Below are 16,163 nucleotides of genomic sequence, written 5' to 3'. Positions count from 1 at the left end.
CTAAAGATCTTCCCATGAGGTACTCCACGGTCTAAAAAAGCTTGTGCATGGCTCTCTCCCTTTGATACATCCAAACCAATGACTGGATTCATAACATCACTCCTGTAGTATTTTCACCGGCAACCCCTAACCTTCTTGTCTTCCACACTATCGCATGTGATACGGGATTCATGTCCCAACCAGCCTAACCATGGTTGAACAAGTAGGGGGGATGAACTGAATAGCTCTCGGGATCCAAGTCCCACGGGCAGAAACGTTCGATCCCCGGCTACCGCTATCTTACGACCTTTCAAAAAAGAGGTCGACCAGAAAGATCTGGTGACCTCATAATACGAACGGGCAGGATAACGGAATGTCATACTGAATACATATATAAGTTGAATTTGGAGTGGAGATGAGACCGCATGAATCATATTGGCTTAGATTTCGACGATACACTCGTTGACATGAGAAGATCCATAGTAGAATTGCTCAATGAACTAACTGGGAAAAATTTAATTTCTGAAAATGTTGCAGAATACGCGTTCTCGGATTTATATGGGTATACTTATCAGGAATTTTTCAATATTTTTTCAATAAATCAAGAACGGCTTCATTTGATCGAGCCTTATACGCAACTAAAGGAAACGCTTGAAGAGCTAGGGCGTGATTCAAAAATATCTGTTATGACAAGCAGACCACTTGAATGGATGGATTCGGCTGTTAAATGGATTAATGAAAAGGATTTAAGGATAAACGATGTTATTTGTGCGTCGGAATATAAAAATGGAAAGGCTGAATGTGCTGCGTTAAGAAATGTAACTCTGTTCATCGAGGATAATCCTGAACATGCTGTCTCTATTGCTGAGGCTGGAATAGACGTTTTATTACTTGATAAACCATATAATCGAAACTGCCATCATCCACGAATCAAAAGAGTAAACAGTTGGACAGAAATAAGAAAAGTGTTGTTAAGTTAAAAAGGAATTTGTAAAGACGGTACGGATTGTTAAGCTAACGGGGAACATTAGTTAGTTACATACACTAAGATGAAGCTGCCGACATGATTGGCAGCCTTTTCACATCTATAGGGCAGTTTAATACTAAACAGCAAATATGGAATAATAACCACAACAAATTGTGGAGGGGTCAAGGTGAAGCAAATTATTGTGGTTCTATTAATTTTGGGTTGTGTCCTGATTAGTCCTAAGAACGGAAAAGCTAATGTATCCATGCCTTGTAGCACAGTTCTAGAACCCGTAAATACTGGCTATGCGAATGCAAAAGGAGTAGCCCTGGTCTATAAAGTGAAATTAACACCAAGCTTTCCACGCACCAGTATAAGCATTCATGCTAACCATCTTCCTACACCATCCTAGGGATAAAATCACTCCTTTTCTCAATGTTCTATATTTTGTGGAGATTAAGGGAGGATTATGCAAGAATAATCTCATTTGAAAAGCTTTAGTTCCCAGTAAGAAATTATTGTTTAATTTCGCCGACCAACTAAGTGATTGGCACAATGTGTCTGCTTATATTACTTCTTAAGTGAGTACAATATATATGTTTCAAATTACTCAAAGGGGTGTGCTAAAGTTATGACTAATCAAAAGAAAAGCGTGAAATCCGAAAAGCAAAAAAACCAAAAACCAAATCAAAAGGGTAAAATTGATGAGGCAAATATTAATTAAGGTGGTTAGTTAACAAAATGGTTCACATATAAAGCCCTAAAAAAGCCTGAGGAAACTTTCCCACAGAACAAGCTAAATTTTAGCTTATTTCATCAAGATAGAAAGGAGGTAATCTCAATGTCCGATAAAACTAAAACTAAGATAACCAAATCTCAGCGAACCGTTGATAAGGAACTGCAATCTCGAACTCGAAAATCACCTGACCAGTCTGCACAAAATAATACACACGATCAACCAGGTGATGCTTAAAAACATTTCAGCGAACCATTCAATTAACAGTAGCTGAATCTGTTGGTGTTAATTACACAATTGCATGAGGCGAAAACGAACCAATGAGGCTCTGTGGAATAAGGCTGGAAAATAGCATCATAATATAGTAGGGAGATCAACTTTCGAATTTGGAGGATAAATACAATGACATCCAGTAGAGGACATCAAGGAGCTCATGGCACAGGACAAATTGTTAAGCATTGAACAATCAAGCCCAAGCCGCGGAGCAAATTCAAGGAAGTAATAAGGTCGATCAAGAAATTATTGCAGCCGCAAACGAACATAGTTCAGAACTGGATGAAATCATTGATACGGATGTCAGTTCCTAAGTTGAGCTTCGGCATGGAACGATCTAAAGTAATACGAGTTAGAGACCTGCGGCATGCTTCATGCTGCGGGTTTTTTGTCTTGTTCAGCGGCTAACATACTCGTGGTTACAGTAAGTAAAAAGTGCGTAACAGCGAACACCAGTTGAGGGGCTTGCCTCGCGGCAATTCCTTTTTTTCTTCATTCAAGTAACGGGCAGGATACTTCAATGATTTAGCGTTTAAAAGGATTTATAGATACGTTGCAGACCCTTGATAACGTTTGTCAGGATTACTTTGGTGGTGAAGTTATTGGGAACGGAAAAAAGATGAAGAGGAATAGCGCACGTGTAGCAATACAATAGAATATTCCGATAATGACCCGCATAATGCGGGTTTTCGTTTTTTTGTTCTATAAGTAGGGTGATGTTCCGCAAAATTCATCCGCTCGATCAGAATTGTTATTCGACGATTTTATTTCTCCAAAGAAATGGCAAATACATGATAGTAAATATACATACGGCAATTCCTTCTTCCACGACTAAATAGTAAGGATACGGCCCCAATACATCTAATAACGACGCGGATTCCGGTTTGTGCCGAAGAAACATATAGTTTGCTTTCAGCCAGTAGTCTATTCCACCTACAGTCACGACAAGGATGTTTAGAAAAATCATGGCGATGCCGATGGATTTCCAAGTAGGGCGGTACTTTTCCACCCACGTCATATAAAGCGGAGCAAGGATGATGGCGATATGGACAATAAAAAAGTGGAAAAAACGGAAATGGGGAAAAGGGTATTCGAGGTCAGGAGTAAGCATTGCTTGAAGTGCACCACCGATTCCAGCGAAAAAAACAATTTGATACAGGAGCTGGCTCCGAGTAATTAGCATAACGATGGCAAGAATCTGTGAAATGCTGCAAAGCTCAAGCGGAAGCGTATATTGGATGTCCCACAGTCCTTCTTCACTATACCAACCATAAAGAATGGTTTCTGGTACGATCAATGCCGACAAGAGCGTGTATTTAATTGTTCTTTGAATCCCATCATGAGCACTTATGTTGGACTTGAAGGCAAATATCAAGGCAGCCAATATTACTAAAATCGCAAGAACAACCAGATGCGAGGAAGAATAAGCAAGAAAATAATCAGTGACGCTCGGATTGAAGAGTGAATTCATGTTTTCGTTATCCCCTTTTGAAATTACCCTATCGATAATATAACATATTTTTCCTATTTAGGAATTTCTGGAATTCCGATCACATTGGCTGACGACATATGTTCGGTAACCTTTTGTTCAACAAACGGGCAGTTTAGCGTGGTGGCAGCTTCTAATAATACGGTTGCATTTGTTGAGAACATGGGCAAATTGTTCAAGAAGGATTTACCAATTTTTCAATGAATACTTTATAGAAAGAATGAAATTGGAGGGATAGAATGCTCCGTCCTTTAAATGGAACTTTTCCTATTGATAAAATAATTGCTGGCGTTCACAGCATACCAATTACCAATGATGGCTCAATTGTTATGGTCTGGGATAAGAATGAGAAGGCTTTAACTACAGTCGGTGGGAGGATAGAAGCTAATGAGGATATTGATACTGCTTTAAATCGAGAGACAATTGAAGAAGCTGGTCTAATTTTAGAGTCTATGAGAGTATCGATTGCTGTTTGGTACTGGGAGAATACAGATACATACACTGTTTTTGTCATGGCAAGAGTAAAGGATTATGTAATCATGCCAGAAGGTTTTGAGACGACTGGGAGAGTGACTATGAATTTTGAAACAGCCCGCCAAATCATATCAAAAATTGAAGGGGACGGGTTACGACTTGAACTACTAGAGATGGCTGAATCAGTATATGAACAATTATTCCAAAGTTGATTTTGTTACGCTAACGCAGAACGTTACTTAAATAGGGATCGCCGGATGCCGCGCAGTCTGACGGTCCCTATTTTGCTGAAAATACGTTAACGTTTTAACCGGAATATAGGTTATGAGCAAGTTAACATTGAAAAGGATTTCTTTAAAACAGAGTATCATAGAGTTACTTTTGTTAAAAATGGGTTTAACGGTATTACGCTAACTTAGAGAAACTATAGTTCAATAACGGTGGCTATGTTTATGTTTGAAAATAACAATCAGACAGATTAGCAATACATGATATGCAGGCTGTCCTTTCTTTACATAAATCTTTGTCGTTTTAATTTTGAAGAGGATGATTTAATTAAGAAATATTCAAAGATGCTGAAATACAAGGTGGTACTATCACATGTGTTCAAGTTGTGCCAGCTGGAAGTTATTCTCTATAGGATGGTAAAACCATAACCGACTTACCTGCATTTTGCCGCATTTCGGTCAATCTGGAGCCAACTCCCCAATATTAATTGGATTAGGTTGTGTATTGGATGTCTGATTATCAGCACAGAGGTGTCTGGAAATCCTTGTTAGTCGATTGGTCAGTCGTAGAAAAAAACGTTGATTTCTGTCCCAAAAAGGTATATAACTTATATTAGAGTTATTCTTATTAAGAACTTATTTTAAATTGAATGGAGAGGTTTAAATGAACTCTATGGATGCTGCTAATTCAGGAAAATGCCCGTTCTCGCATGGAAGCACTGGAAGCGCTTCAACGCACAAATCTAGTGGTACGACGAATAGAAACTGGTGGCCTAATCAGTTGAATTTGAACATTCTCCATCAGCATGACCGCAAAACGAATCCTTTAGGAGACGATTTTGATTACGCAGAGGAATTTGCAAAATTAGACTATCAAGCGCTTAAGCAGGATTTAACTGCTCTCATGACGGACAGTCAAGACTGGTGGCCAGCTGACTACGGACATTATGGTCCGTTCTTTATTCGTATGGCTTGGCACTCCGCAGGTACATATCGTACAGGTGACGGCCGTGGAGGTGGCGGAACCGGAACACAGCGGTTTGCTCCCCTTAACAGTTGGCCGGATAACGGCAACCTTGATAAAGCTCGTAGATTACTATGGCCGATTAAACAAAAATATGGCAACAAAATCTCTTGGGCCGACTTGTTCATTCTAACTGGTAATGTCGCTATTGAATCGATGGGCGGCAAAACATTTGGTTTTGGCGGCGGACGTGCTGACGTGTGGCACCCAGAAGAAGACATCTACTGGGGTATTGAAACGGAGTGGCTAGGGGATAAGCGTTATACAGGTGATCGCGAGCTTCAGAATCCGCTTGCTGCCGTTCAAATGGGACTTATCTATGTGAATCCAGAAGGTCCTAATGGCAATCCAGATCCGCTTGCAAGTGCTCGTGATATTCGCGAAACGTTCAAACGGATGGGTATGAACGATGAAGAAACCGTTGCACTCGTAGCCGGTGGACATACATTTGGTAAAGCACATGGTGCAGGCGATGCTGCGCATGTGGGTGCAGAGCCGGAAGCTGCTGCTATTGAAGCACTAGGCTTAGGTTGGCTCAGCTCGCACGGCTCCGGTAAAGGCCGCGACACCATCACCAGCGGAATTGAAGGTGCTTGGACAGCGAATCCGACACAGTGGGATAATGGTTATTTTGAACTACTGTTTGGGTATGAATGGACGCTTACGAAAAGCCCAGCAGGCGCAAATCAGTGGGCGCCAGTCAATCCTGCTGCAGAGCATCTAGCTCCTGATGCAGAAGATGCATCCATTCGTGTTGCGACGATCATGACTACCGCAGATATGGCATTGCGTGTGGATCCTGCCTACGAGAAAATTTCTCGTCGTTTCTATGAGAATTCAGATGAGTTTGCTGATGCATTTGCTCGTGCATGGTTTAAGCTTACTCACCGTGACATGGGTCCTCTTGCCAGATATTTAGGGCCAGAAGTTCCTGAAGAAGTTCTCATCTGGCAAGATGCTGTGCCGGCTGTTGGATATACGTTAACAGACGCACAAGTAGAAGATCTTAAAACAAAAATTCTAAACTCTGGCCTTACCGTCAGTGAACTGGTAACTACAGCTTGGGCTTCGGCTAGCACTTTCCGTGGTTCTGACATGCGTGGCGGCGCAAACGGTGCTCGTATCCGTCTTGCCCCACAGAAGTACTGGGAAGTGAACCAACCTGCACAACTGACAAAAGTGCTTACGATCTTAGAAGGTATTCAATCAGAGCTTGATGCTGAAATGAGCCTCGCTGATCTGATCGTACTTGGCGGCAGCGCCGCGGTGGAAAAAGCTGCCCGTGATGCAGGCTTTAACGTAACTGTTCCTTTCACTCCTGGACGCGGTGATGCAACACAAGAGCAAACGGATGTAGAAAGCTTCGCAGTGCTAGAGCCAATCTTTGATGGTTTCCGCAATTATCAGAAGAAGAATTATAGCATCAGCTCAGCAGAGCTTCTAGTAGACAAGGCACATCTGCTCAACCTGACTGCTCCGGAAATGACAGCTCTTGTTGGCGGTATGCGTGTACTAGGTACGAACTTCGAGGGAACCAAACACGGCGTATTCACCGAACGTGTAGGCACACTCACCAACGATTTCTTCATTAACTTGCTTGATATGAACGTACAATGGAACCCAGTAGGCGGAGATCTATTTGAAGGACGCGATCGCAAGACGGGTAAAATCCTGCGTACAGCGACTACTGTTGACCTTGTATTCGGTTCAAACTCCATTCTGCGTGCCATTGCAGAGGTATATGCGCAAGACGATAACCAAGAAAAGTTTGTGTGCGACTTTGTAGCTAGCTGGGTTAAAGTAATGAATGCGGATCGTTTCGATCTGAAGTAAAACGCACTTATAACCATGTAAAGCAAGGAGCAGTATTTAACGACAAATACTGTTCTTTGCTATAGTTTTATTAAAGTTCAAAAAAGAAAATAAAGGAAAAGAAGGGGATCATAATGAGTAAGGAGACGATATTAGACCATATGAAAGAAGAAGGGCTGCGTCTTACTCCCCAGCGCGTTCATATCGTCGAGTTCTTATTCGAATTGTCACATCCGACAGCGGATCGGATTTATACCCTGATGACCGAGAAATTTCCTTATGTCAGCCAAGCGACAGTCTATAACACGCTAAAGAAATTGAAAGAGATCGGAGTCGTCAAAGAGCTCACGAATGGCGACAAATCCAGTAACTTTGAAGTCAACGAAATGGAACACTGGCATTTCAATTGTAAGGTTTGCGGTGAGATCTACGATTTGGAGCCGGCCAAGACCGAAGCATTGATGGCAGTCGGTACACAAAAAGGTGCGTTCCAGGTTGAAAGTTATCAGGTCGAGTTTTATGGCGTATGTGCGAAATGCATGTAGTCGTTGTGAGAAAACCACAGTATGCAACAGCCAGTTAAGATTTAACAGGCTGCTGCATGCTGTGGTTTTTTTAAATGTTATTTGAACTTTAAGGAACTTATTTAAAATGTCCCCGTGTCTTTTTGTCTTTCCATCTTTCATCTACCTTCTGGTTAGTAGACTGATACCTCGCATCAACGCTGATCCGATACTGATTGGTCGTATTTTTGAGTGAGCAGTACAGCAATAACATACCGAAAATAAGCACATCGCCAGCTTGGAATTCCGTGGTCGCCCACTTACGTCCAAGGATATATAAGGAATATGAATAAGGCAACGACGAGAAAGAGTAGTAGGACCCAGGTGATAGTCGACCTTTCCATCGAAATCGACGCTCCACAGGAGACCGTATGGCGGATACAGACTGACATCGACCAGTGGTCAACTTGGCAGAAAAACGTCTCCCAGGCACGGTTATCCGGTCCAATCGCGGTGGGAAGCACCTTCCAGTGGGAGACGCATGGGCTACCCATCGTCTCCACCATCTGCGAGGTTGATCCCATGCGACGCATCGTTTGGTGGGGACCGGCACTAGGCATCGAGGGCATTCACGTATGGGAAATCACTCCCACCCTCAAAGGAGTCGTCGTGCACACCACTGAGTCCTGGGATGGTCCGCCTGTAGCAGCCGACCCCGACGGCATGCGTGCGGCACTCACGTCCTCGCTTGATGCCTGGCTTACCGACCTCAAGACGACTGCCGAGGCGGAGGCCAAATTAAATAAAAAAATGATTGATTAATGAATAACATTTTATCCTTCGGCAAGGAGCTCACATTCATGACAAAAGATACGAAGACATCCGTTACCCGCAGAACAGATATCATCTCTGCTGCAATAGAAGTGTTTGCCGAGACCGGTTATTATAGGGCCACTACGGCACAGGTCGCACAACGAGCCCAAATATCGCAGCCCTATGTTTTTCGTTTCTTCTCAACAAAAGAGGCCCTGCTATTATCGGCCCTGGAGGTTTCCTGGTCGCGGGTTATTGAATCCTTCCGCCAAGTGGCCGAATCTACGTCCCCTGAGCGGCTTGAAGCCGAACTGATCGAAGCATACGAGAGAATTACGGAAAGCTATCACAATGAAGTCCTTCTACAGATGCAGGCTCAGACGATTCAAGAAGAAGCTATCCAAGAAGCTATGAGGAACGGATTCCGGGAGGTGCGACAAATCGTACTTCATGCATTCCATCAGCCTGGAATCCAGAAGCCCGAAGAAAGAACGATGTTGTTCTTAGCCAGAGGAATGTTATGCAACATTGCTGTAGCAATTAACTTACCGGAATTAATGAAAAAATGAGGAGGTGAGCGACGCCTCCGTAGAAAATTCAAAAAGTTTAACGGGACAGATAGCTCAATAAAGGACATCTGAGCAAAATAGGATTTTAGATACAGATGTCCACCATTGAGCTAACGGAAAACGTTAGCACAATAATAAAACAGACTGCCGGCATATTCGGCAGCCTATTCAAGTAACGGGCAGTTTACGTAAACTCCCAATATCTAATTGTAGGCAATGCACCTGTGAATTTGTCATTGACTTAATCCATTATTTAGAATGAAAAACGTCAACCTATAAAGGGTTAGAATGCGAAACCTCAAGCCGATCCAGGCTTGGGCTTTTTTCTTCTGGCCGTACCGAGGGTGCCCAACTTACAAGCATTTCGCTTTTCTATCGCATAAGGTGTAATCATGAAAGGAGTGGGTGGATTGACGAAAATCACAATCGCTGCAGTCGGGGATTTGTTGATGAAAAAGAAGATGATCGCCTCGGCCGCACGGGAAGGCGGATTCGCCCCTATTTTTTCCAAAGTGAAACCCTATCTGCGGAAATCCGATTTAACGATAGGCAATCTGGAGACGACCTTCTCCGGCAACAATTTTCGCGAAGTGCCCGGAAAACTGTTATTCAACTCCCCGGACGAATTCGCTGCTGCGCTCCGGAACTTGGGCTTCGATGTATTAGGCACAGCCAATAACCATTGTATGGACGGGAAACTATCCGGTTTGAGGCGGACATTAAACGTCCTTGATCGACACGGTTTGCGACATACGGGCACGTATCGCTCCGCCTGGGAAGCCCGGCGGAAACTGATTGTTAACGTAAAGGGAATAAAAATCGGAATATTGGCTTATACGAAAGGAACGAACGGGATCCCAGTGCCGGAGCCGTGGTTAGTCAACCGGCTAAACCCGAAAAAAATAATAGCGGACGTGCGCAGCTTGAAGAATAGAACAGATTTTATCATCGCTTGCCTACATTTCGGGAAAGAATTTCGAACTTACCCCGACCGCAACCAAATCCGGCTCATTCAGCTGTTGTTTAATAATGGTGTGAATGTAGTGCTGGGAGCGCATCCCCATGTGCTGCATCCGATAAGAATGTTTAAGGTGAAGGACATCGACGGACTCATTAGAAATCGGGTAGCGGCGTCTTCGCTAGGAAATTTCGTATCCACCGAACTTCCCCAGCATACCGCTAGACTGCGAGGAACAATCTTAATGTTAACCTTAACGAAAAATGCAAAAGGGATAACGGATGTGTTGAAAATGTCATGTGTGCCAACCCGCATTTTGCAAAATATAGGGAAGAAAAACGTTTATCGAGTTGTGCCGGGTTGATAGAACGAATATCGACAAAAGAGTTGCTAAATCGGAAGGTCTCCGACAAGGAGATCTTTTATTTGTGTGTGCGGAATGGTAAGTGAAATCAGCTTCGGGTGCATGTCGATCCGTACGGAGGAGAAGAAAGCAGTTTCCCAAATTGGGGCAGTGCGCCGTGCTTCGTCGCAGATATTATTTGGTTTAAAAAATTCAATCTTGCAAGCACCCGGCAGATCTGGCAGCCGAATTGGAACGGATTCGGTATTTGGCATCAAATGGCATGAGCGTCTCCGAACCGATCCCTTCCGCTCATGGGATAGACGTCGAAAGTATCCCTGGAGAGAGATTTCTTTTTACGCGACCTCATTTAAGCATGCACCGGGCCGTAAAATCGGTTACCCGGAATCTTTCGGTAATTCCCGTCTCTACGAGCAATGCGGCCGACTAAGCAGGCGCTTATATGAGTTGGCCAAACGATACAAACCTTCGGTTAGGAGAAACTCCTGGGAGCGCATTGAGTACCTACTGTGCGCCCGCAGTTACATACCTGTTGAGGATGAATCTGTGCTTCGCGCCCTTGATGAACTTAAAGAGCGTGTAGCAGGTATGCCTGTCTCGCCTAACAATTTCGGTCTTATTCATGGGGATATCAATGTAGGCAATTTTACGGTCGATGACACAGGTGCAATCACGCTCTTTAACTTTGATGAATGTCAATATAGCTGGTTTACAACAAAGTTCTATTACAAAGAGCAATAGAAAACCAGAGATGGTTTTTACCTGAGGGAAGAGCGGAGCATTTTGAAGATGCGAGCAAAACGGTTAAATCTCCTGAATGACGAAGTCATAAATGGGGGGTTCAAGGGTCTTTCTTGCTGTCTACAAATTCAGGCAGGGTCAGTGAGTTGAAAAAGTAGGGCTCACAACCCCCCATGTGAAACTTCAATTCTCTACTTTACCATATCGGTTAAGCTTCAAGCCTAGTGGGGGAGCTGTGAATCAGCAGTTACCCTTGCAGTTGTTGTAGATGGCTTCGGCTTCCCGCAAGCAGTCCAGCGCAGGCCTGCCCCTGAGCCTGCAGGCAACGATGTATTGGGAATATGCCACGCGGCATAAAGGGACCCTAATAAAGCAAGGTAGACTCAGCGTAATCGTTTTTTTCTTTTTGAATGCGATCAATTCTCTTCTTAGCTTGCCAAAGGCCAGAACCAATGCTGCCCTAGTTCTGAAATCAGACAACTAGTTCCAACAGGGTTAAAATCAAAAAGGGTATACCGATTATCTGGAGCACTTGCAGATGATGGAGGAGATTTTGATTCACCAGAAAACCCAACGGTTGCAGTTTCATTAACATTTCTAGCTAAAGATGGAAACACTTTTGTGACATTAGAAACATTTACTAAGACTTTTAATAGACTTACTTTACCAGAATGGGGAGAGGGCAACTATAGAGTGTTCAATCTTTTGGCGGAAGCGCCGAAGAACACTACAGGGGCTATTGTTTCTATTACAACAGCTGCAGATGGAGTTCCTGCTACAAATGGAATAGTTGCTGATGACATTTCCCTCATTGAAGAAAATGGTAAATAGGATGAAAGGGATACCCTTTGTTCGAAAGAATAAGGTCACTTTTTTAGCGCGAAATAGAGAAACACTCCCAAAATGGGGGATTGTTTTGTCTGTTACGTCGCTAAAGAATTCCGAAAAGGATTTTTGGTTTCTTCGTTCTACCATTTATGTGCAAATTGCTTACTAGTATTTAACTAAACAAACTTATCATTCTCTGAATATACAAAATAATAGTAATGGAGGTGAAAGCATGAGTAATTTAACAACTAGACCATATTATATGCCACCGTTACTTCATAACGGTGTTCAGCCAAACACTATAGTAATTGGACTTAAAAATCCTACGGACAAATGCTACAGGTAACTGTTTATTTGTCCAGAGCAGCACAGGCTGCATTTCCTGTTCAAGCAATCGAATTCAATACTTTAACACTGCCAGTGACTCTTCAACCACATCGTGCAACGCAGGTTTTAGCATTTATCAGCACGCATTTTCAAATTAGAGATATAATTCGCATCAGTTTTAAAGGTGACATTGATAAACAAGGGAAGAAAGTCGAAGTAACTGTCGTTGCAACTGATAGTAGTGTAATGAGTGTAATAGACGCTGGGACATTTTTCCGTCATCATGACCTTATTAAAACAGATCATTTAGTCTAATAGGGAGTAGGAGAGGTCGTTACAGGAACAGGCTCGGCAGTTCTCAGCTGCAGTTCCGGGTGATCCGACTCCAGAATTTCTGCAAATAGGTTCTTTGATCGAGAGTATAACTGAAAAAAATAGTGTGTTACGAAAGGGAGTAAGGAAAAGCAGGGAACTTTACGAACACGGGGTTATGGTTTTATTACGGCTGAGTGGGGAGGGGCTACCGGAACTAACGGCAGCTCTTTTTTTCATTCGTTCATACTGAAGCCAAATATTCATACAGTTCAACGTGAAAAACGTAACGTTAATTTTCCATTTCAGCAAAAGCACGTGCAGATTGAAGACGGATTTTAGTATAGGAACAAATTGACGTGACAATCCCTTTAAGTGCAAATTGCACTATTTTTCTAGGCAGAAAAGTATGGATTTGGGGAAACCAAGGTTTCTCCGCACTTATGCATTGCCACCAGTCCAAACACCACATAATATACATCTGTTTGAACTGACTATCCGAATGGAACAGTACATTTCTCACCAAAATCAGATCTGGTTAAAAAAAGAATTTGAAAAGTTCCAATAAATGAAGAACGGTAGGAGAAAAATTCAGTGAGGTAGCCGAGTTCGTTCGCTCAACTTACTGGCAGGTTTGCTCAATAAGAACCCGACGCAACTTCAGAATTTCCTTAGGCTGCATAGGACGCTAGGGAACTATGCAGTGATGGAGTTCGGCTCGAACCATGGTTTTTGATGTGACTAATGATAGCGGGAAATCAAAAAAGAACCTGGGTAGTTTTAACAGGTTCTTTTATATTGCATATAAACAGACACGATGATATAATCAGATTACGACTTTTTTAAAGTTACATGGACATAATTATTGTATCTTACACTTTTAGTGTACCATGCCGGTAAACTCTTGTCAAATGTTTTTTCTCAATTTAATGGTTAGGAGAGATATTGAATGAGTTCTTTCGTTCTCGGTTTTCAGGAAATGGAAAAAACGCAGCTTTTGCTCGTTGGCGGAAAAGGGTTAAATTTAGGGGAATTATCAAAAATTGAAGGAATACAAGTACCAGAAGGATTTTGTGTTACAACAGTGGGATATCAAAAAGCCATCGAACAAAACGAAACGTATCATGCTTTGTTGGATCGACTAACTATGCTAAAAGTAGAAGATCGAGATCAAATTGGTGAAATCAGCAGGAAGATTCGACAAATCATTATGGAAGTAGAAATTCCTTCCGATGTTGTGAAAGCAGTTACTCACTATCTCTCCCAGTTTGGTGATGAACATGCTTATGCAGTGCGTTCTAGCGCAACTGCTGAAGATTTACCTCATGCCTCTTTTGCCGGTCAACAAGACACCTATTTAAATATCATCGGCAAAGAAGCAATTTTGCAGCATATTAGCAAATGTTGGGCTTCCCTATTTACGGACCGTGCGGTAATCTACCGTATGCAAAATGGATTTGACCACAGTCAGGTTTATTTGTCCGTTATCGTTCAAAGGATGGTTTTCCCACAGGCTTCGGGGATTTTATTTAGCGCTGATCCGATTACTTCCAACCGAAAGCTGCTATCAATTGATGCCAGTTTTGGACTTGGAGAAGTGCTGGTCTCTGGCTTGGTATCTGCCGATTGTTATAGAGTACAGGATGGGGAAATTGTCGATAAGAGGATAGCAACAAAAAAAATAGCTATCTACGGACGAAAAGAAGGCGGAACAGAGACAAAGCAGATCGATCCTGATCAGCAGATGTCTCAAACACTCACTGAGCAACAAATTTTACAGCTGGCACACATCGGAAGACAGATCGAAGCTTATTTTGGTTACCCGCAAGATATCGAATGGTGTTTGGTTGATGATACATTTTATATTGTCCAGAGTCGGCCAATCACGACTTTATACCCGATCCCTGAAGTAAATGATCAGGAAAATCACGTTTATGTATCTGTCGGTCATCAACAAATGATGACTGACCCGATAAAACCATTGGGATTGTCTTTTTACCTGTTAATAACTCCTGCACCCATGCGTAAAGCCGGTGGGAGGTTGTTTGTTGATGTTGCACCTAGGCTGGCTACACCTGTCGGCCGGGAAACTTTATTAAATACCCTGGGATCCGATCCGCTCATAAAAGGCGCACTCATGACCATAATAGAGCGAGATTTTATAAAATTGTTACCAAATGATCAAATAGCACCGATTCCCAACAGAAGTAATACAGATATGCTGGCACAATTCGAGAACGATCCGACAATCGTTTCTGATTTGATTAAGCGTAGTCAAACATCGATAGAAGAGTTAAAACAAAACATCCAAGCGAAATCGGGATTGGATTTGTTTGATTTTATTCTGGAAGATCTCCAGGAATTAAAGAAGATCTTATTTGACCCACAAAGTTCAAAGGTTTTTATGACTGCTATGAATGCTTCGTCATGGATCAATGAAAAAATGTACGAGTGGTTAGGTGAAAAAAACGCAGCAGATACGCTTTCTCAATCTGTACCAAACAACATTACTTCGGAAATGGGTCTGGCGCTATTGGATGTCGCAGATGTGATTCGTCCTTATCCGGAAGTCATTGATTATTTACAACATGTAAAAGATGATAATTTTTGGGATGAACTGGTTAAGTTTGATGGTGGACAGGAAACTCAAGACGCTATCTATGCTTATCTCAACAAATACGGAATGCGATGTGCCGGTGAAATCGATATTACGAAAACTCGGTGGAGTGAAAAACCAATTACACTTGTCCCGATGATTCTGGGTAACATCAAAAACTTTGAGCCTAATGCCGGCAATCGGAAATTTGAGCAAGGGCGACAGGAAGCTTTGGAAAAAGAACAAGAGTTATTAGATCGATTGAAGCAATTACCGGATGGTGAACAAAAAGCCAACGAGACAAAACGAGTGATCCGCCTAATCCGGAATTTCATCGGTTATCGGGAATATCCAAAATACGGCATGATTAGTCGCTACTTCGTTTATAAGCAGGCTTTACTGAAAGAAGCCGAACAACTCGTTCAAGCTGGCATTATCCATGACAAAGAAGATATGTACTATCTCACTTTTGAAGAACTTCACGAAGTCGTACGCACAAACAAACTTGATGATCAGATCATCAACAAACGAAAAGAGGATTACAAATTTTTCAAAAAACTAACTCCCCCGCGTGTCATCACGTCTGATGGTGAAATCATTGCAGGTGAGTACAAACGAGAAAATTTGCCGGCTAATGCGATTGTAGGTCTACCTGTTTCTTCCGGAGTGATAGAAGGAAGAGCGCGTGTCATTTTAAACATGGAAAATGCCGATCTGGAAGATGGAGATATATTAGTCACCTCCTTTACTGACCCTGGCTGGACACCATTATTTGTATCCATAAAAGGTCTAGTCACCGAAGTTGGCGGACTGATGACCCATGGAGCAGTTATCGCGCGTGAATATGGCTTGCCGGCAGTTGTCGGAGTGGAAAATGCTACCAGACTGATCAAAGACGGGCAACGAATTCGCGTGAATGGAACAGAAGGGTATATCGAAATATTGTAATGGCTGAATTCGCCAAGTAAGAGCCTCTGTCATAATGGACGGCATTAAATGCAACCTGTCATGGATAAAAGGGCGGTTACCCTGTTCGTCCTTTTATCTACCCATCTTAGTTAGGTAATTGGCAGTAAATCTATTGCAGTAATGGAGACGATAGTGGAGAGGAGATGCTTAGCGCAGATCGTCCTTTCTTTAAGCCAGAAGTCGCGCGATAAATGAATGAAAA

The 16,163-nt window shown here is 42.6% G+C and carries 15 protein-coding genes; 14 read left to right on the top strand and 1 reads right to left on the bottom strand.

The features are described from left to right. Positions 1-404 precede the first annotated feature (404 nt). The 4 genes from BLT91_RS27320 (at position 405) to BLT91_RS33675 (ending at position 2,269) form a co-directional block, all read left to right on the top strand. Positions 405-959 (top strand): 5' nucleotidase, NT5C type, encoded by a 555-nt coding sequence (locus BLT91_RS27320; RefSeq protein ID WP_090827051.1) that lies wholly within the window; start codon positions 405-407, stop codon positions 957-959. Positions 960-1,133: 174 nt separating this feature from the next. Continuing rightward, on the top strand, positions 1,134-1,358 hold the full coding sequence (locus BLT91_RS27315; RefSeq protein ID WP_090827049.1) for a YoqH family protein: 225 nt from the start codon (positions 1,134-1,136) through the stop codon (positions 1,356-1,358). A gap of 429 nt (positions 1,359-1,787) precedes the next feature. Next, positions 1,788-1,919, top strand: coding sequence for a hypothetical protein (locus tag BLT91_RS33680; protein WP_261304347.1), 132 nt, complete (start codon positions 1,788-1,790; stop codon positions 1,917-1,919). A gap of 221 nt (positions 1,920-2,140) precedes the next feature. After that, entirely contained in the window at positions 2,141-2,269 is a 129-nt protein-coding gene (locus BLT91_RS33675) for a hypothetical protein (protein ID WP_302847558.1), read from the top strand. A gap of 437 nt (positions 2,270-2,706) precedes the next feature. Here BLT91_RS33675 and BLT91_RS27305 read toward each other — a convergent pair whose 3' ends face one another. Beyond that, positions 2,707-3,426 (bottom strand): YwaF family protein, encoded by a 720-nt coding sequence (locus BLT91_RS27305; RefSeq protein ID WP_090827047.1) that lies wholly within the window; start codon positions 3,424-3,426, stop codon positions 2,707-2,709. Positions 3,427-3,683: 257 nt separating this feature from the next. Between BLT91_RS27305 and BLT91_RS27300 the strand changes: the two genes are divergently transcribed. The 10 genes from BLT91_RS27300 to ppsA all read left to right on the top strand — a co-directional run bounded on the left by BLT91_RS27300 (position 3,684) and on the right by ppsA (position 15,940). Next, positions 3,684-4,130 (top strand): NUDIX hydrolase, encoded by a 447-nt coding sequence (locus BLT91_RS27300; RefSeq protein WP_090827046.1) that lies wholly within the window; start codon positions 3,684-3,686, stop codon positions 4,128-4,130. 679 nt (positions 4,131-4,809) lie between these two features. Beyond that, positions 4,810-7,002 (top strand): catalase/peroxidase HPI, encoded by a 2,193-nt coding sequence (gene katG, locus BLT91_RS27295; RefSeq protein WP_090827044.1) that lies wholly within the window; start codon positions 4,810-4,812, stop codon positions 7,000-7,002. 113 nt (positions 7,003-7,115) lie between these two features. Continuing rightward, a complete protein-coding gene (locus tag BLT91_RS27290; RefSeq protein WP_090827042.1) occupies positions 7,116-7,526 on the top strand; it encodes a Fur family transcriptional regulator in 411 nt (136 codons plus the stop codon). 303 nt (positions 7,527-7,829) lie between these two features. Further along, a complete protein-coding gene (locus tag BLT91_RS27280) occupies positions 7,830-8,306 on the top strand; it encodes an SRPBCC family protein (protein ID WP_090827041.1) in 477 nt (158 codons plus the stop codon). A 38-nt stretch (positions 8,307-8,344) separates the two neighbouring features. Continuing rightward, positions 8,345-8,866: a TetR/AcrR family transcriptional regulator gene (locus tag BLT91_RS27275; protein ID WP_090827053.1), complete on the top strand. Its 522-nt coding sequence runs from the start codon at positions 8,345-8,347 to the stop codon at positions 8,864-8,866. A gap of 401 nt (positions 8,867-9,267) precedes the next feature. Continuing rightward, positions 9,268-10,188 carry a CapA family protein gene (locus tag BLT91_RS27270; RefSeq protein ID WP_254777161.1) on the top strand — a complete coding sequence of 307 codons (921 nt, stop codon included), beginning with the start codon at positions 9,268-9,270 and terminating at the stop codon, positions 10,186-10,188. Between the two features lie 75 nt (positions 10,189-10,263). Continuing rightward, positions 10,264-10,929: a phosphotransferase gene (locus BLT91_RS27265; protein WP_254777160.1), complete on the top strand. Its 666-nt coding sequence runs from the start codon at positions 10,264-10,266 to the stop codon at positions 10,927-10,929. 621 nt (positions 10,930-11,550) lie between these two features. Next, positions 11,551-11,760 (top strand): hypothetical protein, encoded by a 210-nt coding sequence (locus BLT91_RS30985; protein ID WP_141225096.1) that lies wholly within the window; start codon positions 11,551-11,553, stop codon positions 11,758-11,760. 351 nt (positions 11,761-12,111) lie between these two features. Then, a complete protein-coding gene (locus BLT91_RS27260; protein WP_090827036.1) occupies positions 12,112-12,399 on the top strand; it encodes a hypothetical protein in 288 nt (95 codons plus the stop codon). Between the two features lie 946 nt (positions 12,400-13,345). Next, complete coding sequence (gene ppsA / locus BLT91_RS27255; RefSeq protein WP_090827034.1) at positions 13,346-15,940, top strand: phosphoenolpyruvate synthase; 2,595 nt, start codon at positions 13,346-13,348, stop codon at positions 15,938-15,940. Positions 15,941-16,163: the final 223 nt, after the last annotated feature.

It is taken from the genome of Paenibacillus sp. yr247, from assembly GCF_900103825.1.
Lineage (GTDB): Bacteria > Bacillota > Bacilli > Paenibacillales > NBRC-103111 > Paenibacillus_E.
Note: the sequence above shows the minus strand (reverse complement) of the source record. Positions and strands in the feature narration are given on the sequence as shown.

Excerpts from the sequence above, each read along its gene's own strand:
- BLT91_RS27320 (WP_090827051.1), top strand. The coding sequence starts at position 405 with ATGAATCATATTGGCTTAGATTTCGACGATACACTCGTTGACATGAGA.
- BLT91_RS33680 (WP_261304347.1), top strand. The coding sequence starts at position 1,788 with ATGTCCGATAAAACTAAAACTAAGATAACCAAATCTCAGCGAACCGTT.
- BLT91_RS27305 (WP_090827047.1), bottom strand. The coding sequence starts at position 3,426 with ATGAATTCACTCTTCAATCCGAGCGTCACTGATTATTTTCTTGCTTAT.
- BLT91_RS27300 (WP_090827046.1), top strand. The coding sequence starts at position 3,684 with ATGCTCCGTCCTTTAAATGGAACTTTTCCTATTGATAAAATAATTGCT.
- katG (WP_090827044.1), top strand. The coding sequence starts at position 4,810 with ATGAACTCTATGGATGCTGCTAATTCAGGAAAATGCCCGTTCTCGCAT.
- BLT91_RS27290 (WP_090827042.1), top strand. The coding sequence starts at position 7,116 with ATGAGTAAGGAGACGATATTAGACCATATGAAAGAAGAAGGGCTGCGT.
- BLT91_RS27280 (WP_090827041.1), top strand. The coding sequence starts at position 7,830 with ATGAATAAGGCAACGACGAGAAAGAGTAGTAGGACCCAGGTGATAGTC.
- BLT91_RS27275 (WP_090827053.1), top strand. The coding sequence starts at position 8,345 with ATGACAAAAGATACGAAGACATCCGTTACCCGCAGAACAGATATCATC.
- BLT91_RS27265 (WP_254777160.1), top strand. The coding sequence starts at position 10,264 with ATGGTAAGTGAAATCAGCTTCGGGTGCATGTCGATCCGTACGGAGGAG.
- ppsA (WP_090827034.1), top strand. The coding sequence starts at position 13,346 with ATGAGTTCTTTCGTTCTCGGTTTTCAGGAAATGGAAAAAACGCAGCTT.